A 25,948-nucleotide genomic window follows, 5' to 3' on the forward strand; every position below is an offset into this window, starting at 1 on the left:
TCATGAGCGAAAACGAACATTAAAGAGCTGTTTCGAACATCCGGAGGAAGTAAGCATGGAAACCAAAGACTTGATCGTGATCGGTGGTGGCATTAATGGTGCCGGCATCGCTGCGGACGCTGCAGGGCGTGGCCTGTCCGTTCTGCTGCTGGAAGCGCAAGACTTGGCCTGTGCTACGTCTTCCGCCAGCTCCAAACTTATCCACGGTGGCTTGCGCTATCTGGAACATTACGAATTCCGTCTGGTGAGCGAAGCGCTGGCCGAACGTGAAGTTTTGCTGAAACTGGCTCCCCATATAGCTTTCCCAATGCGCTTTCGCTTGCCTCATCAACCCCATCTGCGCCCGGCGTGGATGATTCGTACCGGTTTATTCTTGTACGATCACTTGGGTAAACGTACCAGTCTACCAGCCAGTAAAGGGCTGCGTTTTGGTCCTGAGTCAGTGTTGAAACCAGAACTCGTGCGCGGTTTCGAATATTCTGATTGCTGGGTGGATGATGCGCGTTTAGTGGTATTGAATGCTCAGGAAGTGGTCGAGCGTGGTGGTGAAGTGCGCACCCGTACCAAAGTGACCCGGGCATGGCGCGAGCAAGGCTTGTGGATGGTTGAAGCTGTTGATGTGAATACCGGCAAAACCTTTACTTGGCGTGCCAAAGGGCTAGTCAATGCTACCGGCCCATGGGTAAAACAGTTCTTCGATGATGGCCTGAAGCTGAAATCGCCTTATGGTATCCGCCTGATTAAAGGCAGCCATATTGTCGTTCCTCGGGTTCATAATCAGCCGCAAGCCTATATTCTGCAAAACGAAGACCACCGTATTGTTTTCGTTATCCCATGGTTGGATGAGTATTCCATCATCGGCACCACCGACGTGGAATACCACGGTGATCCTAAAGATGTGAAAATTGACGATCAAGAAATTGATTACTTGCTGAAAGTGTATAACGACCACTTTAAAAAACAGCTGGGCCGCGACGATATCGTCTGGACCTACTCAGGTGTTCGCCCGCTGTGTGATGATGAGTCAGATTCGCCGCAAGCCGTTACCCGCGACTACACGCTAGATGTCGCCGATGAAGGCGGCAAAGCACCGCTGCTGTCCGTGTTCGGTGGCAAACTGACCACTTACCGTAAACTGGCAGAACACGCATTGGAAAAACTGTCAGGTTACTATCCAAATGTCGGCCCAGCGTGGACGAAAACTGGCTCGTTACCGGGTGGTGATATCGGTGGCAACCGTGACAACTATACCGTGCAGTTGCGCCATCGTTATAACTGGTTACCTGAAGCTCTGGCGCGCCGCTATACCCGCACCTATGGTAGTCACAGCGAACTGATTTTAGCAGATGCCACCAGCCTCGAAAGTTTGGGCGAGCACTTTGGTCATGGTTTGTATGAGGCAGAATTGCGCTATTTGGTCGAAAAAGAGTGGGTAGTCGAGCTTGATGATGCCATTTGGCGTCGCACCAAACTGGGTATGGCCTTAGATGATGCGCAAAAACAGCGGATCGCGCAGTGGCTGGCAACAGTACAAGCGGAGAAACAGCAGACACTTTCGCTGGTTTCCTGATAATACCGCGTTTTCCCTCTCGTCAATGAAAACCCCCTCTCTGAGGGGGGGTTCTTTGTTAAAAAACCAATTTAATTACAATCGGATAGGTTTAATATGCCAAATTTCATCGGCATACTCTTCAATGGTTCGGTCTGAAGAGAAATATCCCATATTGGCAATATTGAGTAGTGTTTTGCGCGTCCATTCATCCGGATGGCGATAAAGCCTATCCACTTTCTCTTGGGTATCCACATAGCTGCGATAATCCGCCAGCAATTGATAGTGGTCCCCTAGATTAACGAGTGAATCAAACAAACTAGTATAGCGATTCGGTTCTTCGGGGCTAAAAGCACCTGTCGCAATTTGAGTCAATACCTGATGCAGCTCTGGGTCATCATCGTAATATTTCCGTGGGTTATAACCGTTGGCCCTCAGTGCTTCTACCTGCTCGGTGGTATTACCGAAGATAAAGATATTATCCTCACCCACGTGTTCGCGGATCTCAACATTCGCCCCATCCAAGGTGCCGATAGTCAACGCGCCATTGAGTGCAAACTTCATGTTACTGGTGCCAGAAGCCTCGGTTCCTGCCAGCGAGATCTGTTCAGAAAGATCAGCGGCAGGGATGATCAACTGCGCCAGACTGACGCTGTAGTTCGGGATAAACACCACTTTCAGTAAATTGTTAATCCGCGGATCATTGTTGATCACCTTGGCTACATCATTGATCAGCCGAATAATCTGTTTGGCATTGTAGTAAGCCGAAGCCGCTTTACCGGCAAAAATAACGACCCGTGGTACCCAGTTTTCATCAGGCGCTTCAAGAATGCGGTTGTAGCGGGTAATGACATGCAACACATTCAACAATTGCCGTTTGTACTCATGGATACGTTTGATCTGCACATCAAACAATGCTGCCGGATTCACCACGATATTCAGCTTTTCAGCAATATAAGCGGCCAGCTGTTTTTTGTTCTCTAACTTGGCTTTTTGCAGTGCCTGCAAGAAGCTCGGATAATCAAGATTCTTTTCCAGTTCGCTCAGTTGGTTCAAATTTGTCCGCCAGTTATGGCCAATACTCTCATCCAAAACTTTCGCTAGTGGTCGGTTAGCCAAGCCCAGCCAACGCCGTGGTGTAACTCCGTTGGTTTTATTGCAGAAACGATTAGGGAAAATGCGAGCAAAGTCAGCAAACAGCGACTGCACCATCAAGTCGGAGTGTAAGGCAGAGACACCATTGACTTTGTGGCTGGCAATCACCGCAAGCCACGCCATGCGCACTCGACGACCATTACTTTCATCAATAATGGATACCCGCGACAACAAGTCTGGCTCGTTTGGATACTGTTCCTGCACCAATTTGAGGAAATGATCATTGATATCAAAAATAATTTGTAGGTGTCGTGGCAGGATCTTACCAATCATATCGATTGGCCAGGTTTCCAGCGCTTCGCTCATCAGTGTGTGGTTGGTGTAAGAGAAAACCTGCTGCACCACATCCCAAGCATCCATCCAGGTAAACTTATGTTCATCAATGAGCAAACGCATCATTTCAGGGATAGAAAGCACCGGATGGGTATCGTTGAGGTGAATCGCAATCTTATCGGCCAAATTGTCAAACGTTTGGTGCATCGTCCAGTGGCGACTCAGAATATCCTGCACCGTCGCTGAGACTAAAAAGTACTCTTGCCGTAGGCGCAACTCACGCCCTGAGTAGGTCGAGTCATCGGGATACAATACCCGCGATACGTTTTCTGAATGGTTTTTATCTTCAACCGCGGCGAAATAGTCGCCCTGATTGAATTTACCCAGATTGATTTCGTTACTGGCCTGCGCAGACCATAAGCGCAGTGTATTTGTCGCATCGGTATCAAAACCGGGGATGATTTGGTCGTAAGCACAAGCAAGTATCTCTTCGGTTTCCAACCAACGAGTTTTGCTGCCCTCTTGCTGAATACGCCCACCAAAACGTACTTTATAGCGAGTATTGTGCCGTGGGAATTCCCAAGCATTGCCATATTCCAGCCAGTTATCTGGCGACTCCATCTGTTGGCCATTAACTATTTTCTGGCTAAACATGCCATATTCGTAGCGGATGCCGTAACCACGTCCCGGCAGGGCCAGTGTAGCCAGTGAGTCGAGAAAGCAGGCAGCCAAGCGCCCTAACCCACCATTGCCTAAGCCGGGGTCATTCTCCTCTTGTAGCAGCTCAGAAAAACTGAGACCCATTTCATCCAATGCCTGCTCGATATCTTCATAAATCCCCATCGATAACAGTGCATTAGAGAGTGTTCGCCCCAATAAAAATTCCATCGACAGGTAATAAACCTGCCGGACATCTTGTGATAATTGTGCACGGTTAGAACGCAGCCATCGTTCGACCATACGGTCTCGCACAGCAAATAAAGTCGCATTCAGCCAATCGTGCTGAGTCGCAATCGAAGGATCTTTGCCAACAATAAACATCAGTTTGTAGGCAATGGAGTGTTTCAGCGCATCCACACTGACAACGGGTGAGGTATAACTGAACGGTGATGTCATAGCGGTTTTCCCAATTCGTGGTTACAAGCCATCGTATTTCTAACCAACCAGCAATTAAAGACGCCGATAAAGTGACAGATACTCTGCCGCTGCTACTTGCCAACCAAAATCCAGCCCCATTGCATGGCGTTGAACATGGCGCCAATGTTTTGGCCGACTCCACAGTACAAAAGCACGGCGTATCGCCTGTACCAATGCCTGCGCATCGCATTCATCAAACACAAACCCCGAGGCGCTGCCATCCGCCAGATTTTCTAGCGCGCAGTCCACCACGGTATCTGCCAACCCGCCCGTACGCCGGACCAGTGGCAAAGTGCCATATTTCAAACCATATAATTGCGTTAACCCACAAGGTTCAAACCGGCTCGGCACCAGAATCACATCCGCACCGGCAATAATTCGGTGAGAAAATGCCTCGTGATAACCTATTTGTACCCCAACCTGACCGGAATAGTCTGCTGCTGCGGCCAAAAATGCCTCTTGTAGAATGGCGTCCCCAGCCCCCAAGACAGCCAGTTGACCGCCTAGTTTCAATAAATCAGGCAACGCCTCCAGCACTAAATCCAGCCCTTTCTGTGCCGTTAACCTACTCACGACAGCAAAAATAGGTTTCTTTTCCGTCACCTCCAACCCCATCGTGGTTTGTAGGTGCACTTTATTCACAGCTTTCTTTTGCAGGTTTTCTGCATCATAACGGGCATGCAGTAAAGCATCACTCTGCGGATCCCAAATATCACTATCTACACCGTTGAGGATACCCGTCAATCGTCCCTGATTGGCTCGTTCTTGCAGCAGCCCTTCCATACCGTAGCCAAAAGCTGGCTGTGTAATCTCCTTAGCGTAAGTCGGGCTGACGGTAGTGACATGATCAGCAAAGAATAGCCCAGCCTTCAGATAGGAAATTTGGCCATAAAACTCCAACCCGTACATTTGGAAGAATGCTGCGGGCAGTTGTAACTCAGCTAAATGTTTGGCTGAGAACAATCCTTGATAAGCCAAATTATGGACGGTAAATACCGATCGTGCAGGCCGCCCCCGTGCTGCCAGATATGCACAGGCCAGCCCCGCGTGCCAATCATGGGCGTGAACCACTTCTGGACGCCAGTAACCATCGAGTCCAGAAGCCAGCTCACAAGCCATCCACCCCAGCAATGCAAAGCGGCGATAGTTATCGGCGTAAGCATATAAAGATTGGTCGTGGTAGGGGCTACCTGCGCGATCGTAAAGACCCGGAGCATCAATCAGATAAATACCAATCCCTTGATAATGACCATAACGTAATGAAACACGCCCAGCAAAGGTATCTATCTCCCTGACCAACACGGTATCTGGAATACCTCGACGCAAGTCAGGGAAGCCCGGTAGCATAACCCTAACATCGGCCCCCTCAGCAATTTGAGCGGCAGGTAGAGCACCAACAACGTCAGCCAATCCACCTGTTTTCAGCAAGGGAAATAGCTCGGAACATACGTGTAAGACCCGCATTATCACTCCTGGTCATCCATCTGGTTTCACTCACTTCTCACTAAAAGTGACCCAAATGAGCGTTATTGTGGCAGCCAATTTAGATGCGGCCAGCGCACAAAACCCGGAGCGTACACGTGGTACGTGAAGATTTTTCGCACTGCCCAAGTTCAAAGTGGCAAATAAAATAGCCCTATTTTTCAGCCAATTTGGCTAGCATCTCGCGGGTCACTAATACCACCCCGCCCTCGGAACGATAAAAACGGGCGCTGTCTTCATCTGCGTTTTCCCCGATAACCATCCCCTCTGGAATGTGGCAAGCCCGGTCGATAATGCAACGACGCAAACGACATGAGCGCCCAATATGAACATCTGGCAGCAACACGGAAGAATCAATGGTGCAGAACGAATTCACCCGAACCCTCGGGAATAACACGGAATGCACCACAACCGAGCCGGAAACAATACAACCGCCGGACACCAGTGAGTTCATGGTCATACCGTGGCTGCCTGAACGATCCTGCACAAATTTAGCCGGAGGCAACGGCTCCATATGGGTGCGAATGGGCCAGGAACGGTCATACATATCCAGTTCAGGTGTCACCGAGGCTAAGTCAAGGTTAGTTCGCCAGTAAGCATCTAACGTCCCAACGTCACGCCAATAAGGTGGCAGCTCAGAGTTCGATGTGACACAGGAAAGATCAAACGGGTGGGCATAAGCGACGCGTTGTTCTGTGAGTTTCGGTATTAAATCTTTCCCAAAATCATGGGTAGACTCCGGGGTATTCCGGTCTTCTTCTAATAATTTGAACAGGTAGTCGGCATTGAAAACATAGATACCCATGCTCGCCAGCGCCGTATCTGGGCGGCCTGGCATTGCAGGAGGGTCATCAGGCTTTTCAAAGAAGGCGGTTATCTGGTAATCCTCATCAACTTCCATGACACCAAACTCAGTGGCCTCTTTAATTGGCACTGGAATACAAGCAACGGTGCATTGCGCCCCTTTCTCTACATGGTCAATGAGCATGCGCGAATAATCCATCTTGTAGATGTGATCACCGGCCAGAATGACAATATATTCCGCGTTATAGCGGCGAATAATATCCAGATTCTGGTAAACCGCATCTGCGGTGCCTCTGTACCACTGCTCAGAACTATTACGCTGCTGGGCAGGCAATAAATCAACAAACTCATTCATTTCCTCATTAAGAAATGACCAGCCACGTTGAATATGCTGAACCAGAGAATGAGACTGATACTGAGTAATCACCCCAATACGCCGAATACCAGAGTTCAGGCAATTAGACAGCGCAAAATCGATAATCCGGTATTTACCACCGAAATGTACCGCAGGTTTAGCCCTTTTATCGGTCAAGTCTTTTAGCCTTGTACCCCGCCCTCCCGCCAGAATCAGTGCCACAGATTTATTCGGTAATAATCTGGCTAACATCAGCGGATCTTTGTTTTCATACTTAACCATGACGACTCCTTAAAATTTCTGTGCGAGCACGCAAACGGCATAAGCAGGCCCGTTCCATACGGTTAACGGCTCTGTATGCTCTGACGGCTCAAAAGGAGGAACCACCACCCATTCCCCCACAGGTAAATGCATTTCACAGGGTTGGTCAGTTGCATTGATGACCAACAACCAGCGCCGAGATAACAGAATTTGTAGCTGCTTCTGACAACCCTGCTCCCAGGCCATATCACTCAGCGCTTGTCCTTGACTATCCAACCATTGCACATTGCCATCACCGTCTTCCCACCAAGTGTCTTTAATCAGAGCCGGAATTTGTTGGCGTAACCGAATAAGTTCAGCGGTAAACGCCGTTAATGAAGTATCCGCGCTGCCCCAGTCAAGCCAGGTGAGAATATTGTTCTGACAATACGCATTGTTGTTGCCTTGCTGGCTATGGCCATGCTCATCGCCTGCAAGCAACATCGGCGTTCCCTGTGAGAGTAGCAAGGTGGTCAGTAATGCCCGCTGACACGACTTACGTCGTTGCCAGATAGCTTCATCAGCCACCAAACCTTCACTACCAAAATTATTACTAAGATTGTTATCACTGCCATCACGATTTTCTTCACCGTTGATTTGGTTGTGTTTTTGGTTGAAACACAGCAGATCCTGCAAAGTAAAGCCGTCATGAGCGGTAATTTGGTTAATGCTGGCAGAAGGCAAACGCTCCCGCTGTTTAAACAAATTGCTTGATGCTGCAAAGTGCTGGGCAAAGACCCCTAAAGGTAAATCGCCCCGTAACCAGAAACGACGCATCGCATCGCGATACTGATCATTCCATTCGCTAAAACCAGCGGGGAATTGGCTCAATTGGTAACCTCCCCAGCCTATATCCCAAGGCTCCGCAATCATTTTGCAGGTACTGAGCCGCTCATCAGCGGCGAGAGCCGCAAAGAATGGCGCATGCTGATCGAAACCCGGTGTACGGCCCAGAACAGTGCCCAAATCAAAACGGAAACCATCGATATGACAGCTATCAACCCAATGACGTAAGCATTCAATGACCCACTGCATCACATAAGGCTGATTGAGCCGCAATGTATTGCCGCAGCCCGTCATGTTGTCGTAGTCACCCTCGGGAGTTAGCCAGTAGTAGCTGGCATTGTCGACCCCGCGCTGGCATAGAGTCGGACCAAAAACATCCAGCTCCGCACTGTGGTTGAACACCACATCGAGGATCACTTCAATACCCGCCTTATGCAGTGCCTTAACCGCATCCCGTAACTCTCGCAGAGGAGATATACCCTCACGGCCCGAGGCATAGTCAGGGTCAACAGCATAAGGAGCCAGCACGTTATAACCCCAATAATTACTCAGCCCCATCTTCTGCAACCGTGGCTCATCAACGTGAAATTGCACTGGCAGCAGTTCCAACGTCGTAATACCCAGCGTTTTCAAATAACGGATCATGGCCGGGTGGGCCAGAGCGGCATAAGTACCACGCAAGTCAGAGGGGATATCAGGATGCAGTCGGGTTAGACCGCGCACATGGGCTTCATAAATGACAGTATTGCCCCAAGGAATGACAGGCGAACGATCACCCTGCCAATCGTATTCCTCGTGAACCACAATACATTTAGGTACGACGGCAGCACTGTCTCGCTCATCAGGATGGTTAACCCCGCCATTCAAACTGGGGTCATCCCCTACTTTATGGTCTAGCGCATGAGCACAGGGGTCGATCAGTAACTTGTTAGGATTAAAACGGTGACCTTGTTGCGGGGAGAATGGCCCACTGACCCGGTAGCCATAACGCTGCCCCGGTTTCCCCCCCGGAAGATAGCCATGCCAAATATCCCCTGTACGAGCAGGTAACGGGATACGCAGCTCTTGATTGTTATCATCAAACAGGCACAGTTCAACTTGCTCAGCATTGGCTGAGAAGAGTGTGAAATTTATTCCAGTCCCATCAAAGTGAGCACCACTCGGAGTCGGAAAACCACTTGTCAAACGGACCATCCTACCCCTCCCGCAACAAATAAATTGTCGACAGAGGTGGCAATGTTAGCTGCAAAGAGTGCGCATGGTGATGGCTGGCTACAGGTTGGCTGTCAATCCCCCCCTGATTGCCCAAATTACTGCCGCAGTAAAACGCCGAGTCGGAATTGAGGACTTCACGATAATGCCCCTCATGTGGAATCCCCACACGGTACTCATAACGCGGAACAGGGGTAAAATTACTGATAGCAATCAGTTCCTGACCATTTGAATCTCTGCGCAGGAAGGCAAATACTGAGTTTTCATGGTCATCCACCACCAACCACTCAAAGCCCTCAGGCTGATAATCCAACTCATATAGTGGTGCATTTTTTTGATAACAATGGTTAAGGTCGCGCACCAGTCGTTGCACACCGGTATGCCAGCCATTCTCATCATCCAGCAGGTGCCAATCCAAGCTGGTATCGAAATTCCACTCACGACCCTGCGCAAATTCGCATCCCATAAACAGTAATTTCTTGCCCGGATGCGCCCACATAAAGGCGTAATAGGCACGCAGATTAGCAAACTTCTGCCATGCATCGCCCGGCATACGATCCAATATCGACCGTTTACCATGGACCACTTCATCGTGAGAAATCGGTAGAATAAAGTTCTCGGTATAGGCGTATAACATACCGAAAGTCATTAAATTATGGTGATATTTGCGGTGAACAGGGTCGCATTGCATGTAATTGAGCGTGTCGTGCATCCAGCCCATATTCCACTTGTAGTTGAAGCCTAATCCACCCGCATCGGGGGGTAATGTCACGCCTGGGAAATCGGTAGATTCCTCGGCCATAGTCACACCACCGGGGCGCTCAACACCAATAGTACGGTTGGTATAGCGCAGGAAAGCGATGGCCTCCAGATTTTCACGCCCGCCGTAGTAATTCGGCACCCATTGTCCTTCAGCACGGCTGTAATCGCGGTAAATCATTGAGGCGACAGCATCAATACGCAATGCATCAATACCGAAACGCTCCATCCAATAAAAAGCATTACCTGCCAGATAGTTACGAACTTCGTTGCGACCATAGTTATAAATTAGGGTATTCCAATCCTGATGATAGCCTTCACGCGGATCGGCATATTCATATAAGGCAGTGCCATCGAAAGTCGATAAGCCATGTTCATCACTGGGGAAATGACCGGGAACCCAGTCAAGAATGACGTTAATCCCTGCCTCATGGAATTTGGCGACGAAATCCTTGAAATCCTGCGGCGTACCAAAACGGCGGGTCGGAGCATACAGTCCCAGCGGTTGATAGCCCCAACTCCCATCAAAGGGATGCTCATTGATGGGCAATAATTCCACATGGGTAAAGCCCATGTATTTAACATACTCAACCAATTGGTCGGCTAATTCGCCGTAACTGAGCCAAAAGTTATTCTCAGTATGACGACGCCACGAGCCAAGATGCACTTCATAGATAGATACCGGGGAGCGTAAGTCATTGGCCTTTTGCCGCCGAGGGGTATTTGCCACCACATCGGGCAACGGGCTAATTAAAGATGCCGTTTCGGGCCGCATCTGAGCTTCAAACGCATAAGGGTCCGCCTTTAAGCGCACTTGTTCGTTACAGTCGATTATCTCAAACTTATAGAGCTGCCCCGCCTGAACACCGGGTAGGAATAGCTCCCAAATGCCGTTTTCACGTCGTAATCGCATCGGATGGCGGCGACCATCCCAAAAGTTAAATTCGCCAACCACAGATACCCGTTTGGCATTCGGCGCCCACACAGCAAAGCTAACCCCCTCAACACCGTCAAGACTCATCAAATGTGCGCCTAAACGTTCATAAGGGCGTAAATGAGTCCCTTCGGCTAGCAGCCAACTATCGATATCTTGCAATAATGTACCGAATCGGTAGGGATCTTCGATGATTTGTGTGCTTTCTTGCCAAGTCACGGCTAATTGATAGCGAAATAGGTTTTTACGGCGAGGGAGTTTAGCAATAAAAAAACCACGTGGGTCTTCTTGGGTAAACTGAGCAACATTTCGCCCATTTTTGGTGTCCACCAGCCAGACTTCTTTGGCATCAGGCAGTAACGCGCATACCCGTATACCTTGCGCAGTTTGGTGCATCCCTAACACGGAAAAAGGATCGGCATAATGGCCTGAAATAATTTGATTAATCACCTGACGGTCGGGAAGTACTGACATATCTTCTTCCTTCGATTAATAACATGATTTCATGACAAAATTTGAATAAAGGCCTCAAATTCTAACATTGAGATCATGCAATCCATTTAATGTATGAGACATGATCAAGGTCAATAAATGGATTTAATGCCTTAACCCGTTTTCTTGCTAAAAAGCGCACAGCCTTCAAACTTTTCTTTTCCAATCTATAAGCATAGTCAATGGATGGTAAAAAAATCGGCTTATGATTAATGAAATTTTTTCTCATGCAATTTGGTGAGAAAAGAGGCATTTGAGCTACATAAAAGGCACTGATATGAAGAAAATGTCTTTATGAGTCACGCCAAAAAAAGCGTAACTTGCCAAATGAAATGTACAAAACAAGAAACTGACACGATATTCGGCCCAGAGGGCTTTTTTCTTAAAAAAAGAGACGGGTTAACTTCTCCGCACTGAAATCTGGATACAATAGCAGCAGACATAAATAGTCATAATACTTACAGTGGTCATCTAACATGGGCGTGAGCCAGGTCGAACTGATTTTTTCCCTTTTACAACAGATGTGTGTGTATCTGGTTATTGCCTATCTGTTGAGTAAAACACCGCTTTTTATCCCCTTAATGCAGGTTACCATTAGGCTGCCCCACAAACTGGTGTGCTACCTCACGTTTTCCATGTTTTGTATCATGGGCACCTATTTTGGTTTGCATATTGAAGATTCGATCGCTAATACCCGCGCCATCGGTGCCGTATTGGGGGGGGTACTCGGCGGCCCTTCGGTCGGTTTTTTGGTGGGACTGACTGGTGGGTTGCACCGCTACTCTATGGGAGGAATGACCGCCACCGCCTGCATGTTATCCACCGTGGCTGAAGGGTTGTTAGGTGGGTTCCTGCACAGCTATTTGATTCGCAGAAATCGCCTTGACCTGTTATTCCAACCACTGGTCGTTGCGGGCATTACGTTGGTGGCTGAAGTTCTGCAAATGCTGATTATTTTGGCGGTTGCCCGCCCATTCACCGAAGCCGTCGAGCTGGTAGAAAACATTGCGTTGCCAATGATGATCACCAACACCATCGGTGCCGCCATGTTTATGCGCATCTTATTAGACCGAAGAGCTATTTTTGAAAAATACACTACCGCATTCTCTGCCAAAGCATTGCAAATTGCAGCACGAGCGGAGGGGCTACTTCGGCATGGGTTTGACCAGAAAAATAGCATGCGGGTGGCGCGCATTTTGTACGAAGAGCTGGGGGTTGGCGCAGTCGCTATTACCGATCGTGAAAAGTTACTGGCGTTTATCGGTACTGGCTCTGACCACCATAGAGTAGGGAGCGCAATCACTTCAGAGCATACTCACCGGGCGATTGAGCTAAATCAGGTCGTCTATGCCGACGGCAACGCCGTGCCCTATACCTGTTCAATTTCACCGACATGTAAACTGGGTTCTACCTTGGTTATCCCATTGCGGGGCGAAGAACATCGGGTCATTGGCAGCATCAAGTTATACGAGCCAAAAAGTAAATTATTCTCCAGCATTAACCGTACGTTAGGAGAAGGTATTGCTCACCTGCTGTCGGCGCAGATTTTGGCGGGCGAATTCGAACAACAGAAACAGCTGCTGGCCCAATCTGAAATCAAACTACTCCATGCTCAGGTCAACCCCCATTTCCTGTTTAATGCGCTCAATACATTGTCAGTGGTGATCCGCCGCAATCCAGACCATGCCCGCAAGCTGGTGTTATCCCTATCGACATTTTTCCGCAAGAATCTCAAGCGAAGCCATGATGTGGTCACATTGAGTGATGAAATCGAGCATGTGAATGCTTATCTGGAAATAGAAAAGGCGCGTTTTGCTGATCGTCTGAGTGTCGAAATGGCATTGCCAGACAACTTAATGGAGGCACGCTTGCCTGCATTTTCCCTCCAGCCTGTGGTTGAGAATGCCATTAAACACGGTATATCGCAGATGTTCAGCAATGGACAAATCAGGTTGCACGGCAAACTGGATAACAACGTGCTCGTACTGGAAGTTGAAGATAATGCGGGCTTATATCAGCCGCGACCTAATGGTGATGGGCTAGGCATGAACCTAGTAGATAGACGAATAAAGGTGCGTTACGGCAATGAATATGGTGTGACCGTCATAAGCAAGGCCGAGGAATTCACCCGCATCATTATTAAACTGCCGTTTATTACCGTGAATGAAAGTTAGCACTCACTTTCTCGGCTTATCTCGGCGAGTAATAATGCTCACCATGTTAAGCACGGCGGCTGATCGCTCATGCCGTCGCCATGCCAATGTAATTTTGGTTTTTAGCTGGTTGTCGTCAATTTCATGATAAGTCACGTTGTTGGCCTGAATAGCAGTCAGTGAACGAGGGACCAGAGTAAAACCGAATCCGGCAGCAACCATCCCGATTGCGGAGGCCATCTGTGGTGATTGTTGCCCTAATGTTGGCTGGAATCCGGCGCGGTAGCAGGCACTGATAATGGCATCAAACAGCCCGGGGCCAACTTCTCGCGGAAAAATAATCAGTTTTTCATACTGTAGCGCCTTCAGGTTAACTCTAGGGCAATCTTGTAGCGGATGGTGATGTGGCAGCACCAGCAGCATATCTTCCTCCTCCAGCACCTTACAGGTAAATTCATTGCTGGCATCACACGGCTGACGGATAAAGGCCACATCGATGTGCTCATTATGCAAATCATTCATTAAGACCGGCATCGTCTCTTCACAGGGCGACAATATCACCTCAGGGTATTTCTCCCGATATGCATGCAGTAACTGCAATACCAAGGGCTGAAAAGCGGTCGAACTGGCAAAACCGACCCGTAACTTACCTGTTTCCCCACGCGCGATACTTTTCGCCCGCTCTACTGCTTCGTCTGTGAGCATTAATATATGACAAGCATCTGCATAGAATGCTTTCCCCGCCGCGGTTAGTTCAACTCCACGCGTTAAGCGACGCAACAGCGGTGCCCCAATCTCCCGCTCTAATTTTTGAATTTGCTGACTTAATGGAGGCTGTGAGATACCCAACTTTTCAGCCGCCCGAGTGAAGTGACGGGCTGAAGCCACTGCAGCAAAATAGCGTAGATAACGTAGTTCCATATTTTTTCGATATCAAGAAAGTGAGCCTCCTATATTGGTACTTATGCTCTTTCAGCGTCAACCTTATATATAAATATAATTTATGTTATTGATGAAGAGAGAACAGTATGAATCCATCATTCGCACCACATTGTTCATGTACTCAAGAGGTTACTGACAGCTTTGCTAACTATAAAAAATGGCATCCCGAGTGCATTATTTACCAAACATCACTTATGAGCGCGTTGATAAGTGGGGTTTATGAAGGACATATCACGATGGCCGAATTGCTTAAACACGGTGATTTTGGATTAGGAACATTTAATAATCTTGATGGTGAATTGGTTGCATTAAACAGTAAAATTTACCAATTGCGTGCCGATGGCAGTGCTCAGTCAGCGCCGCCAGAACAGAAAACCCCTTTTGCGGTGATGACGTTTTTCCAACCAACAGAAAAACGCAGCTTCACGCATAAAATGAGCCGCAGCCAACTTCATAATGTCATTAATGACGTCGCCGAATCAGATAACTTGTTTTGTGCGCTACGCATTGATGGCATGTTCAACCATGTTGAAACTCGTACCGTCCCCTGCCAAAAACGCCCGTATAAACCTATGCTTGAGGCTATTGCCGAGCAACCTACATTTGAATTTGAGCGTCTCAGTGGCACCATCATCGGGTTTCGTAGCCCCAAATATACTCAAGGAATCAACGTTGCCGGCTATCACGAACATTTTATTACCGATGACCGCAGTGGCGGCGGCCACGTACTGGATTACCAACTCGAAAACGGCATGCTGACATTTGGCACCGTAACAAAATTGGTTATCGACCTGCCGCAGGACCCCGATTTTCTCCACGCAGACCTCTCTCCTCTAAATTTGAGTCATGTTATCCGCGCCGTAGAGAGTTAATAGGCTGTAATTATTTAATAAATAACGAGTTATAGCTAAATCTATAAAATAAAGGACGCAATATCATGAAGAGAGAATCCAATGTGCAGGTCTGGAAATGCGGTGCCGATCTGGTGGTTAATCATTTAGAGCAGCAAGGTGTGAAACAAGTCTTCGGTATCCCCGGCGCTAAAATTGATCGGATATTTGATTCACTGGAAGACTCCCGTATCAACACCATCGTGGTGCGTCACGAAGCCAATGCCGCATTTATGGCCGGGGCCGTAGGCCGCCTGACGGGCAAAGCCGGTGTCGCGCTGGTGACATCCGGACCGGGTTGTGCCAATCTGGTGACTGGGCTGGCGACGGCCACCTCAGAAGGGGACCCGGTAGTCGCATTAGGTGGTGCAGTCAAACGGGCCGACAGCTTGAAAATAACCCACCAAAGTATGGATACCGTGAGTATTTTCCGCCCAGTAACCAAATTGAGTGCAGAAGTAACCGCTTCTGCGGCGCTGTCTGAAGTGCTGGGCAATGCATTTCGCACTGCGGAATTTGGCAGACCGGGTGCCGCCTTCGTGAGTCTGCCACAAGATATTCTTAATAAACCCATCACCAGCCATGCACTAATCCATCAAACTTGCCCACAAAACGGCAGTGCCCCACGCGATGAAGTTATTGCTGCAGCGAGATTACTCAACCAAGCTAAAAATCCTATCTTGTTACTTGGATTGATGGCGAGCCAACCGGCAAATGCGCAAGCGATACGACGCTTTCTTCGTCACAGCAAAATACCGGTTACCAGCACTTATCAGGCCGCAGGGGTCGTTGAACAAACACATTTTGACCATTTTGCTGGGCGGGTCGGGTTATTTAATAATCAGGCAGGTGACAAGCTACTGCAACAAGCCGATTTAATTATCACCGTCGGATACAGTCCGGTGGAGTATGACCCAGCGCTATGGAATACCGGGCAGGCAACACTCATACATATAGATATTTTACCCGCCGAAATAGACATCGCTTATCAACCCGAAAAAGAGCTGCTGGGCAATATCGCCGCCACATTGGATGCATTGAATGAGCTGATCAACGGCCCATTAATTTTAACTCACCAAACACAGGCAATACTGGAAGATCGAGCACGCCAGCGCCTCGATTTGGCTAACCGGGCCAGCCACATGAGCGGCTTCGCTATCCACCCTCTTCGCCTGGTGCGAGCAATGCAGGATATCGTCAACCGTGACGTCACGCTTTGTGTCGATATGGGGAGTTTTCATATTTGGATTGCCCGCTATCTTTACAGCTTCCGTAGCCGCCAAATTCTAATGTCAAACGGCCAGCAAACGATGGGAGTTGCGCTGCCTTGGGCCATTGCTGCAGCACTTGTGAATCCACAGCAAAAAGTAGTGTCTGTCTCAGGAGATGGGGGTTTTATGCAATCGAGTATGGAACTGGAAACTGCCGTTCGGCTAAAAAGTAATGTGCTGCATATTATTTGGGTCGATAACGGCTACAACATGGTGGAAATTCAAGAACAGAAAAAATATCACCGACCATCAGGTGTCCATTTCGGCCCTATTGATTTCAAGATGTATGCAGAATCCTTTGGCGCAAAAGGCTTTGCCGTAGAATCCGCCGATGAACTCACTCATAAATTACATCTGGCGATGGATATACAAGGCCCTGCTGTCATCGCTATACCAGTAGATTATTCAGACAATTATCGTTTAATGGAAGAGATGAATATTAGTCAATTGCTATAAGTAGGTTCACTAAACAAAAAAGCCCTGACCATAAGATCAAGGCGTTATCATGCATTTGGGGAGATCTGATTACATTAGAATTCGCAGCATACGGCGCAGTGGTTCTGCCGCGCCCCATAACAACTGGTCGCCGACGGTAAAGGCTGAAAGGTACTCTGGCCCCATATTTAATTTACGTAGGCGGCCAACCGGTGTATTCAATGTACCAGTGACCGCTGCTGGCGTCAGTTCACGCATGCTCAGTTCGCGGTCGTTCGGAATAACGCGAACCCAATCATTATGAGTTGCCAGTAATTGCTCAATTTCTGGCAATGGTACGTCTTTTTTCAGCTTCAGTGTGAAGGCCTGGCTATGACAACGCAGTGCGCCGATACGGACACACAGACCATCAACCGGAATTACGCTACCGGTATTCAGAATTTTATTGGTCTCGGCTTGGCCTTTCCATTCTTCACGGCTCTGGCCGTTATCTAGCGCTTTGTCGATCCATGGAATCAAGCTACCAGCCAGCGGGACACCAAAATTATCGGTCGGTAAAGTGCCACTGCGGGTGGCCGCTGTCACTTTACGTTCAATATCCAAAATGGCAGAAGCGGGGTCTTGCAACTCTTTAGCCACACCCGCATGCAGCATGCCCATTTGGGTCAGTAATTCACGCATATGGCGCGCACCGCCACCGGATGCCGCTTGATAAGTTGCAACAGATGCCCACTCAACCAGATTATTGGCAAACAAACCACCCAATGACATTAGCATCAGGCTGACGGTACAGTTACCACCGGCAAATGTTTTGATACCGTGATCCAGCCCTTGCTGAATGACGTTGTGGTTAACCGGATCCAGAATAATAATCGCGTCATCCCGCATACGCAGAGAAGAAGCTGCGTCAATCCAATAACCTTGCCAGCCAGTTTCTCGCAGCTTTGGATAAATTTCGTTGGTATAATCTCCCCCCTGACAAGTGATGATAATATCCAATGCATTCAATGCATCAATATCATAGGCATCTTGTAACGTGCCTTGTTGCCCCGTGAAAGCGGGTGCAGCTTGACCGTGTTGAGAGGTAGAGAAAAAGACTGGGCGGATACCGTCAAAGTCGCGTTCTTCAATCATGCGTTGCATGAGGACTGAGCCGACCATACCGCGCCAGCCGATAAAACCAACGTTTTTCATGTTTACTGTCCTGCCTTGGAAGGTGACACCGATTAATGGATGTCTATCTTGCATCGCTGCACGTTATGTACGGCAAGCTGACGAACATAGACCGGATACCACCTTACAAAATATGGACAAAGTGGCAAGTTAAATTATTCGATACCAGAATGATTCAAAGCAATCTTCCTAATATGTGCCGTTGACTGGCTGGAAACGCCGGTCTTTTAGGGCCTTTTGAGGTAAAAATGACAGAGATGATCGCGGCAACTGTGTTGCTGTTTTTGATTATGGACCCGTTAGGAAACTTGCCGATTTTTATGTCGGTGCTCAAACATCTGGAGCCTAAACGGCGACGAGTGGTATTGATCCGCGAATTGCTGATTGCCCTGATATTGATGCTGATTTTCCTCTTCGCAGGTGAAAAGATTTTGGCATTTCTGAATCTGCGCACTGAAACCGTGTCGATTTCTGGCGGCATCATTTTGTTTTTAATCGCGATTAAGATGATTTTCCCCTCCCCCGAAAGCAATGTGACCGGGTTATCGGCTGGGGAAGAGCCTTTCTTGGTTCCCTTGGCCATCCCATTAGTGGCGGGTCCATCCATTCTTGCGACATTGATGTTGTTATCCCATCAGTATCCTAATCAGCTCAGTCATTTAGTACTGGCGTTGATGATTGCCTGGGGCTTATCCGCTGCTATTTTATTGATGTCGAATCTGTTTCTGCGCTTGCTTGGCAGTAAAGGCGTCAGTGCATTGGAGCGGTTAATGGGGTTAATTTTGGTCATGCTATCAACACAGATGTTTTTGGACGGCGTGCGAGCATATTTAATGAAGTGATTTGTACGGGGCGTTTGGGGGCGTGGCTTGGTGATCCCGTTCGGTTGATCATTGCCCATTAATGAACTTATCTCAGCCACTTCAACTGAGCAGGAAACTGGCCTGCTCAGTTGAAGCTCGGGAGTCAGCAAAGGGGCAGATCGATTTTCAATCGGAACCGATATCATGTAAACCAATCCCACTCACTAATCAATGACTCCCAATCACGAGCCATGTTGTCCCAATGCCAAAACACACCGCGCCACCACTTCATCAATATCTGCATCAATATCCACACAGATAACATCCGGCTCTTCTGAACCTGGCTCTTCGAGAGCGTCAAACTGGCTTTTCAGCAGATCGGTAGGCATGAAATGGCCTGCGCGGGCTTTTAGCCGTTCCATAATCACGTCAAAACTGCCTTTCAGGTATAAAAAAGCCATTTCCGGGTTGCCTTCACGCAGGCGATCGCGATAGCGACGCTTCAGTGCCGAACAGACAATAATTCCGGTTTCGTTCTTATGATTCAAACTGTAAGCCGCATCACTTAAGCGCTCTAACCATGGCATCCGATCTTCATCATTGAGCGGATGCCCACTGCCCATCTTCTGAATATTGGCACGGGGATGCAGGTCATCACCGTCAATAAATTTGGCATGAATTCGGCGAGCCACTGCTTCTCCCACGGTGGTTTTACCGCTACCCGATACGCCCATCACGATAATGCTACGTCCTGCCATAATTTTGATCTCTATCTCAGAATGGGAATTTACCGCTCTCTATGGTTCCGTATTTTACCATGTTACCGGTATCATGATACCGGTAACAAATGGAGATGTGACTGTTATCACAAAGGATAGAACATCACTATAGAACGCAATCGCGCAATCACGCTGGCCGGAAAAGGCTGACTGCAAACTAAAACTAAAAGCGATATATACCCTAAGTAAGCGGAGAAATACTATGCCATTAGTCATTGTCGCAGTTGGCGTTGCCATGCTGCTGTTACTGATGATTCGTTTCAAACTCAATGGGTTCATCTCCTTGATACTGGTCGCACTCGCGGTCGGCGTTATGCAAGGGATGCCCGTTGATAAAGTGGTCGGCTCAATCAAAGCTGGGGTCGGTGGAACACTGGGTAGCCTAGCGCTGATTATGGGCTTCGGGGCTATGCTCGGTAAATTACTGGCAGACTGCGGCGGCGCTCAACGAATCGCCACCACCCTAATTGATAAGTTTGGTAAAAAACACATTCAGTGGGCTGTGGTACTGACCGGTTTTACTGTCGGTTTTGCATTGTTCTATGAAGTTGGCTTCGTACTATTGTTGCCGCTGGTATTTAGCATCGCAGCTTCAGCCCGCATTCCCTTATTGTATGTCGGTGTCCCGATGGCCGCTGCGCTTTCGGTGACACATGGTTTCTTACCACCGCATCCCGGCCCTACTGCTATAGCGACCATTTTCCACGCTGATATGGGCAAGACCTTGCTATATGGGACGTTGCTGGCGATCCCAACAGTTATTCTGGCCGGCCCGGTATTTGCTCGCTTCTTGAAAGGCATTGATAAGCCAGTCCCTGAAGGGCTGTACAACCCAAAAACTTTCACCGATGAAGAGATGCCGAGCTTTGGGGTCAGTGTCAGCACTGCGTTGGTGCCCGTTATTTTGATGGCATTGCGAGCAGTGGCGGAAATGATTCTGCCCAAAGGCCACCCGATTCTCTCTTATGCCGAGTTCTTCGGCGACCCGGTAATTGCAACCCTGATTGCAGTGTTAATTGCCATTTTCACCTTTGGCTTAAACCGTGGCCGTTCAATGGAATCTGTCATGGATACCGTGACCGACTCCATAAAAATCATCGCGATGATGCTGTTGGTTATCGGGGGTGGCGGTGCTTTCAAGCAGGTATTAGTCGACAGTGGCGTTGACCACTATATTGCCAGCATGATGAATAGCAGCGGTCTATCACCAATTCTGATGGCATGGTCAATTGCAGCCGTGTTACGTATCGCTCTGGGTTCGGCGACAGTTGCCGCCATTACTGCCGGCGGTATCGTCGCACCGTTAATCGCCACCACAGGAGCCAGCCCTGAGTTGATGGTTATTGCTGTGGGTTCCGGTAGCGTGATTTTCTCTCACGTCAACGATCCGGGTTTCTGGCTGTTCAAGGAATACTTCAACCTGACGATTGTCGAAACCTTTAAGTCATGGTCGGTGTTGGAAACCATCATTTCAGTCTGCGGCTTAGTTGGCTGCTTGCTGTTAGCGACGGTGATTTAAATACTGCCGCCGGGGAGGATGGTGAAACCGACGTCAACCATCTTGGGTGTTACCACCTCTCCGCGCAACCGAGCCAGCAAGCGCTCAGCACCAATTTGCCCCATTCTTTCGCGCGGGGTCAGCACACTGGCCAGTTTCGGCACCATCGACTGGCCAATATCATGACCATGAAAACCGGCAATCGCCATATCATGTGGGATAGATAGCCCTTGACGCTGACACTCAAATACCGCGCCAATGGCCAAGTCATCATTAGTGCAGAAAATACTGTCAATCTGCGGGTAGCTCACCTGCGCTTCGCGTAATAACTCCGCGCCAGCAGAATAGGATGAGGAACGGCTGGTCATCACACTCATCGGCGTCAAGCCAGATTCACGCATCGCCTGTTCATAACCTTGTTGCTTGATAACCGTACGCTCATCCTGACGAGCGCCAAAATACACCACGAACTTATGGCCTTTAGCGATAATTTGCTGAGTCATCTGTCGTGCGGCTTCAAAGTTGTTAAAACCTACGGCCAAATCGATACAGGGCGAGGAGCAATCCATTAGCTCAATAACCGGAATACCCGCGACTTCAATCATTTTCAATGTCCGAGCCGTATGGTGGCGTTCGGAGAGGATCAAACCATCAATATTGTAGGAGAGTAGTGAAGTCAGCCGCTGCTCTTCACGCTCTTTCTGATAACCGTAATGCGCCAGCATTGTCTGATAGCCATGGGCATCAGTCACACTCTCGATACCGCGCAGCACCTCGGCAAAAACCTGATTGGTTAACGATGGGAGCAATACGCCAATAGCATGGCTCGTTGCATTAGAGAGGATGTCAGGGGCACGATTAGGAATATAACCAAGTTCATCTAGTGCCAGCGCAATTTTTTCCTGTAAAACCGCAGAAACTTGCTGTGGATTACGCAAATAGCGGCTGACCGTCATTTTAGTGACCCCAACCATATCAGCAACATCTTGTAGCACTGGCCTTTTTTTCTTCATTATCAATGAACTGAGGCTGAGTAAATGATGCGCTATTCTAGCAAAAAAAAGGGTATTACGCGACGCGCATACCCTTGTTTAGTTAACTTAAACAGGTGGCAAATCAAACAATAGGATTTCACTGTCTTCATCGGCATGAATAGAAAGTGCAGCTTCATCCCAGATAGCAAAGGCATCACTGGTACTTGCACGATGGCCATTGATGGACACGTTACCGCGCACGACCTGTATCCAGATGCGGCGCTCTGCCTGAATCTGATAAATGGACTGCTCTTCACGTTTCAACGCCCAGCGCCATAATGTCATGTCTTGGAACACTTTCAGCGAACCATCACGAGCATCTGGGGATAGCACCAGTTGCCGTCCTTGCGGGATATCAAACATCTGCTGCTCATAGCGAGGTTCTAAGCCAGTTTTATTCGGGATAATCCAAATCTGGTACAGATGCAACGGTTGGTCGTCTCGGCCATTATATTCTGAATGACGGATACCCGTACCCGCACTCATTATCTGGAATTCACCAGCATGAATCTGTTCTTTGTTACCCATGCTGTCTTGGTGTTCAACAGTACCAGACAACACATAAGTTAGAATTTCCATATCCTTATGTGGATGAGTTCCAAAACCCTGGCCGGCATCGATAACATCTTCGTTAATCACTCGCAGTGCTGAAAAACCCATAAATTCTGGATCATAGTAATCGGCGAATGAGAAGGTATGCCAGCTATCCAGCCAACCGTGATTAGCATGGCCACGTTCTTCTGCTTTGCGTAAATAAATCATGTTCAGTTCTCCTCAACGTTTTCTTTAGTCTAGATGTCGCTGGAGAATATGAAAGCGCAAAAAACTCACGCCTCTGTTCAAAAAATTCGACTGACTCATTAGTTAATAGACAAATGATTTGAATTTAAAGTCGTTAGAGAGAAAACCTGACCAACAGGGAAGCAAAGTGAGGGTTAACCAAGATAGGTAACAAAAAAATAAGCAAAAAAAAAGCCAGCACCCGGCTGGCTAAGTAAACACTGGAAGCAATGTGAGCAATGTCGTGCCTTCATAATGTGAACATCTACACTTTGATGGTCTCACCGGAAAGCACGACAATGATAATCATTATCACTCTCACTTGTAAAGTGTTTTTTTTCACCACTCGCAATATTCTTGACTCAGAGGGATAAATCGATATTTTATTAGGTAATTCAAACAGTAAGAGTAAGGGTATCTTTATGAAAAATGTCCAGATCCGCCATGTGGAAACCGCTGACTATCCGGCCTTACAGCAGTTATTTTCTCATCCGCAGGTATATCGCGACACATTACAGCTACCCCTACCATCTCAAGAGATGTGGGCCAAAAGAATTAAAGAACTGCCAGCAGGTATGCATAATCTGGTTGCATGTATTGATGAGAAAATCGTTGGCCAGCTCACTGTTGAAGCAAATCAACGCGCTCGCCGCCGCCATGTCGCCACTTTCGGCATTGCAGTGGATGCACATTGCTGTGGCAACGGTGTCGGCAGTGCGCTGATGGCAACAATGATAGATTTATGCGATAACTGGCTGAATATACAGCGTATTGAGTTGACTGTTTTTGTCGATAACGCCGCAGCAATCGCCCTGTATCATAAATTTGGATTTGAAATTGAAGGCACTAGCCCACGATTCGCTTTCCGAGACGGCCAGTTTGTTGATGCGTATCATATGGGTCGAGTCAAAATATCAGGCTAACCTGCAAGGGATGACATTACTATGTTATCCCTTGCAGCTTAAAGGGGCCGAACAGAGCGCTAAATACCCGCCGTTTCTTTAATATAGTGGCGAGCTTTTACTGCATATTCAAATGGGTTAGCAATAGCTGGGTCTTGTTCTGCTTCGACCACCATCCATCCTTGATAGCCTTTTTCATCCAGTAACTTGAACACTGGTCGGAAGTCGATAACACCATCACCGGGAACAGTAAACGTCCCCTTTTTCACACCATCAAGGAAGCTGAGTTTTTTCGCTTTAACTTCTGCGACCACCTCATCACGGACATCTTTAAGATGGACATGATTAATACGCGGTAAGTATTTCTCCAGAATAGCTAACATTGCCTGCTGACTGCCCTCAGAATAATAGGCGTGGCCGGTATCAAAAAGCAGATAAACATCATCATTAACCATACTCATATAACGATCAATTTCTTCGCTAGTTTGAATCCCTGTTCCCATATGGTGGTGCAAGCATACCTGCATCCCTTTTGTGACAGCAATTTTGGCTAACTCGTTATAACCATCGGCGACACGCTGCCATTCAATATCAGTAAAATAAGGTTTCTCTTCAAAGACCGCTTTTGTTGTTCCCTGAATACTTTTACTTTGCTCTGAACAACCAATGACTTTTGCTCCCATTTCATGGAGGAAATTCATATGATTAATAAATTCATCAATCGTTTTTGCGCGCTGATCATCGGCAAAAAAAGTACTGAACCAAGCATTACAAATCTGTATGCCACGTAGTTCAAGCATCGGCTTTAGTATTTTAGGGTCTCGTGGATATTTGCTGCCGACTTCACTACCGGTAAAACCAGCCAATGCCATTTCACTAATACATTGTTGGAAAGTATTTTCTTTACCTAAATCTGGCATATCGTCATTTGTCCAACCAATAGGAGCGATTGCCAACTTCACACGATCTTTATTCATAATAAACCTCTGCGATACATCTAATTTATACAGATGAATACAATTAAAAGGTGATTAATTGCCCGTCCTTTAATACGAAAATAATCTTGGCTTGAGAAATATATTTAAAATAGCGATAAAAATCAGATAACTATGCAGATTTACTTACCCAATAATTCACGTTCAATACGCTCACGGGTAGCAACAGCCTGATGCACCATTTTTTCTGGATAGCCAAAAAGAGAAGTTGCAATAATTGATTCACCACCCACTTTAAATGAGCGGCTGGCAAAATCCATATCGCGTAATGTTTGGAACAGAGTAGAGAAATCAACCTCCCCTTCACCAATCCCCACATGCTGATGAATAACAGCATCAACGCCAGGTGGGTTCACAATATAACGACAATGTTTGGTGTGATTCATGGTATCGGCGATTAATACATGTGAAAGGTCATCACCAGCATATTTCAGCATACTGGCCACATCTCCCTTACCTTTATCGTAGAAAAAAGTGTGGGGTACGCTATAGAGATATTTCACATTATCGCTGCGCAGTGATTTCACTAAATCGACAGTTTCATTATTCTCTTCGCAAAAATCCCATGGATGAGATTGAATTTCTATCCTAATACCTTCGCGTTCAATAATTGGTAACAACTCTTCCATTGAGCGATACCACATTTCCTCACAAACCTCAGGCTCGTTTGGATCACCAGACAGTTCGGTGTTAATAACGGATACACCCATTTCAACTGCAATCTCAATCATTCTCTTCCAGTTGGTCACTGCTGCTTGCCGCCGAGCTTCAAGTGGCCCCGCCCAGCGATATACCACAATGAAAGAGGATATTTCGACCCCAGTTTCTTTTAGTGCTTTCTTATATTCTGCAACCACTTCACGACCCGCTTTCGGGTGCTTATAAAACGGATTAAGCTGCGGATGTGGTGACTGCTCAATATAGTTGTATCCCCAATCCGCCACTTGGCGAACCATATTAGTGATACCAAGGTCTTTAATGACATCAACATCAAATGCAATCTTCATAGTGCTCCCGGTTTCACGTGAGATACGGGGAAAGTTCGAGACAAGCCC

19 protein-coding genes are annotated in these 25,948 nt (G+C 47.8%); 7 read left to right on the plus strand and 12 right to left on the minus strand.

What is annotated here, in order from left to right:
* The first annotated feature begins 55 nt into the window (after positions 1-55).
* The gene (glpD, locus tag HUZ92_RS09260; protein WP_128451423.1) at positions 56-1,570 is read left to right on the plus strand and encodes a glycerol-3-phosphate dehydrogenase; all 1,515 of its coding nucleotides are present in this window, start codon (positions 56-58) and stop codon (positions 1,568-1,570) included.
* 75 nt (positions 1,571-1,645) lie between these two features.
* On the opposite strand, the gene glgP is transcribed toward glpD, so the two are convergent.
* The 5 genes from glgP to glgB form a co-directional block, all read right to left on the minus strand.
* On the minus strand, positions 1,646-4,093 hold the full coding sequence (gene glgP / locus HUZ92_RS09265) for a glycogen phosphorylase (protein WP_050099530.1): 2,448 nt from the start codon (positions 4,091-4,093) through the stop codon (positions 1,646-1,648).
* 54 nt (positions 4,094-4,147) lie between these two features.
* Entirely contained in the window at positions 4,148-5,578 is a 1,431-nt protein-coding gene (glgA, locus tag HUZ92_RS09270; RefSeq protein WP_050140015.1) for a glycogen synthase GlgA, read from the minus strand.
* 172 nt (positions 5,579-5,750) lie between these two features.
* On the minus strand, positions 5,751-7,037 hold the full coding sequence (gene glgC / locus HUZ92_RS09275) for a glucose-1-phosphate adenylyltransferase (protein ID WP_050099528.1): 1,287 nt from the start codon (positions 7,035-7,037) through the stop codon (positions 5,751-5,753).
* Between the two features lie 9 nt (positions 7,038-7,046).
* On the minus strand, positions 7,047-9,035 hold the full coding sequence (glgX, locus tag HUZ92_RS09280; RefSeq protein WP_050295728.1) for a glycogen debranching protein GlgX: 1,989 nt from the start codon (positions 9,033-9,035) through the stop codon (positions 7,047-7,049).
* Between the two features lies 1 nt (position 9,036).
* Positions 9,037-11,220, minus strand: a complete 2,184-nt coding sequence (gene glgB / locus HUZ92_RS09285) for a 1,4-alpha-glucan branching protein GlgB (RefSeq protein ID WP_145579499.1) — start codon at positions 11,218-11,220, stop codon at positions 9,037-9,039.
* Positions 11,221-11,714: 494 nt separating this feature from the next.
* On the opposite strand from glgB, the gene HUZ92_RS09290 reads away from it, so the two are divergent.
* Positions 11,715-13,412, plus strand: a complete 1,698-nt coding sequence (locus HUZ92_RS09290; protein WP_050099525.1) for a sensor histidine kinase — start codon at positions 11,715-11,717, stop codon at positions 13,410-13,412.
* 3 nt (positions 13,413-13,415) lie between these two features.
* On the opposite strand, the gene HUZ92_RS09295 is transcribed toward HUZ92_RS09290, so the two are convergent.
* On the minus strand, positions 13,416-14,312 hold the full coding sequence (locus tag HUZ92_RS09295; RefSeq protein WP_050140018.1) for a LysR family transcriptional regulator: 897 nt from the start codon (positions 14,310-14,312) through the stop codon (positions 13,416-13,418).
* A gap of 107 nt (positions 14,313-14,419) precedes the next feature.
* Between HUZ92_RS09295 and budA the strand changes: the two genes are divergently transcribed.
* Positions 14,420-15,205: an acetolactate decarboxylase gene (gene budA / locus HUZ92_RS09300; RefSeq protein WP_050140019.1), complete on the plus strand. Its 786-nt coding sequence runs from the start codon at positions 14,420-14,422 to the stop codon at positions 15,203-15,205.
* A 65-nt stretch (positions 15,206-15,270) separates the two neighbouring features.
* Positions 15,271-16,950: an acetolactate synthase AlsS gene (gene alsS, locus HUZ92_RS09305; protein WP_050099522.1), complete on the plus strand. Its 1,680-nt coding sequence runs from the start codon at positions 15,271-15,273 to the stop codon at positions 16,948-16,950.
* Between the two features lie 69 nt (positions 16,951-17,019).
* Here the strand turns inward: alsS and asd are convergent, their stop codons facing one another.
* Entirely contained in the window at positions 17,020-18,123 is a 1,104-nt protein-coding gene (gene asd, locus HUZ92_RS09310; protein ID WP_050099521.1) for an aspartate-semialdehyde dehydrogenase, read from the minus strand.
* 227 nt (positions 18,124-18,350) lie between these two features.
* Here asd and HUZ92_RS09315 point away from each other — a divergent pair, with 227 nt between their 5' ends.
* Positions 18,351-18,944 carry a YhgN family NAAT transporter gene (locus tag HUZ92_RS09315; protein WP_032911111.1) on the plus strand — a complete coding sequence of 198 codons (594 nt, stop codon included), beginning with the start codon at positions 18,351-18,353 and terminating at the stop codon, positions 18,942-18,944.
* 203 nt (positions 18,945-19,147) lie between these two features.
* On the opposite strand, the gene HUZ92_RS09320 is transcribed toward HUZ92_RS09315, so the two are convergent.
* Positions 19,148-19,663: a gluconokinase gene (locus tag HUZ92_RS09320; RefSeq protein ID WP_050099520.1), complete on the minus strand. Its 516-nt coding sequence runs from the start codon at positions 19,661-19,663 to the stop codon at positions 19,148-19,150.
* A gap of 223 nt (positions 19,664-19,886) precedes the next feature.
* On the opposite strand from HUZ92_RS09320, the gene gntT reads away from it, so the two are divergent.
* On the plus strand, positions 19,887-21,203 hold the full coding sequence (gntT, locus tag HUZ92_RS09325; protein WP_050099519.1) for a gluconate transporter: 1,317 nt from the start codon (positions 19,887-19,889) through the stop codon (positions 21,201-21,203).
* On the opposite strand, the gene gntR is transcribed toward gntT, so the two are convergent.
* A complete protein-coding gene (gene gntR, locus HUZ92_RS09330) occupies positions 21,200-22,195 on the minus strand; it encodes a gluconate operon transcriptional repressor GntR (RefSeq protein WP_050140021.1) in 996 nt (331 codons plus the stop codon). The two genes, gntT and gntR, sit on opposite strands and share 4 nt — an antisense overlap.
* An 87-nt stretch (positions 22,196-22,282) precedes the next feature.
* Positions 22,283-22,978: a pirin family protein gene (locus HUZ92_RS09335; protein WP_050099517.1), complete on the minus strand. Its 696-nt coding sequence runs from the start codon at positions 22,976-22,978 to the stop codon at positions 22,283-22,285.
* Between the two features lie 440 nt (positions 22,979-23,418).
* Between HUZ92_RS09335 and HUZ92_RS09340 the strand changes: the two genes are divergently transcribed.
* On the plus strand, positions 23,419-23,919 hold the full coding sequence (locus tag HUZ92_RS09340; RefSeq protein ID WP_050099516.1) for a GNAT family N-acetyltransferase: 501 nt from the start codon (positions 23,419-23,421) through the stop codon (positions 23,917-23,919).
* Between the two features lie 59 nt (positions 23,920-23,978).
* Here HUZ92_RS09340 and iolE read toward each other — a convergent pair whose 3' ends face one another.
* Together iolE and HUZ92_RS09350 are read right to left on the minus strand one after the other, a co-directional pair.
* Positions 23,979-24,875 (minus strand): myo-inosose-2 dehydratase, encoded by an 897-nt coding sequence (gene iolE / locus HUZ92_RS09345; RefSeq protein ID WP_050099515.1) that lies wholly within the window; start codon positions 24,873-24,875, stop codon positions 23,979-23,981.
* 140 nt (positions 24,876-25,015) lie between these two features.
* Positions 25,016-25,900 carry a sugar phosphate isomerase/epimerase family protein gene (locus tag HUZ92_RS09350; RefSeq protein ID WP_050099514.1) on the minus strand — a complete coding sequence of 295 codons (885 nt, stop codon included), beginning with the start codon at positions 25,898-25,900 and terminating at the stop codon, positions 25,016-25,018.
* Between the last annotated feature and the right edge of the window lie 48 nt (positions 25,901-25,948).

The organism is Yersinia vastinensis, from assembly GCF_902726565.1.
GTDB lineage: Bacteria > Pseudomonadota > Gammaproteobacteria > Enterobacterales > Enterobacteriaceae > Yersinia > Yersinia vastinensis.

Excerpts from the sequence above, each read along its gene's own strand:
- glpD (WP_128451423.1), top strand. The coding sequence starts at position 56 with ATGGAAACCAAAGACTTGATCGTGATCGGTGGTGGCATTAATGGTGCC.
- glgP (WP_050099530.1), bottom strand. The coding sequence starts at position 4,093 with ATGACATCACCGTTCAGTTATACCTCACCCGTTGTCAGTGTGGATGCG.
- glgA (WP_050140015.1), bottom strand. The coding sequence starts at position 5,578 with ATGCGGGTCTTACACGTATGTTCCGAGCTATTTCCCTTGCTGAAAACA.
- glgC (WP_050099528.1), bottom strand. The coding sequence starts at position 7,037 with ATGGTTAAGTATGAAAACAAAGATCCGCTGATGTTAGCCAGATTATTA.
- glgX (WP_050295728.1), bottom strand. The coding sequence starts at position 9,035 with ATGGTCCGTTTGACAAGTGGTTTTCCGACTCCGAGTGGTGCTCACTTT.
- glgB (WP_145579499.1), bottom strand. The coding sequence starts at position 11,220 with ATGTCAGTACTTCCCGACCGTCAGGTGATTAATCAAATTATTTCAGGC.
- HUZ92_RS09290 (WP_050099525.1), top strand. The coding sequence starts at position 11,715 with ATGGGCGTGAGCCAGGTCGAACTGATTTTTTCCCTTTTACAACAGATG.
- HUZ92_RS09295 (WP_050140018.1), bottom strand. The coding sequence starts at position 14,312 with ATGGAACTACGTTATCTACGCTATTTTGCTGCAGTGGCTTCAGCCCGT.
- budA (WP_050140019.1), top strand. The coding sequence starts at position 14,420 with ATGAATCCATCATTCGCACCACATTGTTCATGTACTCAAGAGGTTACT.
- alsS (WP_050099522.1), top strand. The coding sequence starts at position 15,271 with ATGAAGAGAGAATCCAATGTGCAGGTCTGGAAATGCGGTGCCGATCTG.
- asd (WP_050099521.1), bottom strand. The coding sequence starts at position 18,123 with ATGAAAAACGTTGGTTTTATCGGCTGGCGCGGTATGGTCGGCTCAGTC.
- HUZ92_RS09315 (WP_032911111.1), top strand. The coding sequence starts at position 18,351 with ATGACAGAGATGATCGCGGCAACTGTGTTGCTGTTTTTGATTATGGAC.
- HUZ92_RS09320 (WP_050099520.1), bottom strand. The coding sequence starts at position 19,663 with ATGGCAGGACGTAGCATTATCGTGATGGGCGTATCGGGTAGCGGTAAA.
- gntT (WP_050099519.1), top strand. The coding sequence starts at position 19,887 with ATGCCATTAGTCATTGTCGCAGTTGGCGTTGCCATGCTGCTGTTACTG.
- gntR (WP_050140021.1), bottom strand. The coding sequence starts at position 22,195 with ATGAAGAAAAAAAGGCCAGTGCTACAAGATGTTGCTGATATGGTTGGG.
- HUZ92_RS09335 (WP_050099517.1), bottom strand. The coding sequence starts at position 22,978 with ATGATTTATTTACGCAAAGCAGAAGAACGTGGCCATGCTAATCACGGT.
- HUZ92_RS09340 (WP_050099516.1), top strand. The coding sequence starts at position 23,419 with ATGAAAAATGTCCAGATCCGCCATGTGGAAACCGCTGACTATCCGGCC.
- iolE (WP_050099515.1), bottom strand. The coding sequence starts at position 24,875 with ATGAATAAAGATCGTGTGAAGTTGGCAATCGCTCCTATTGGTTGGACA.
- HUZ92_RS09350 (WP_050099514.1), bottom strand. The coding sequence starts at position 25,900 with ATGAAGATTGCATTTGATGTTGATGTCATTAAAGACCTTGGTATCACT.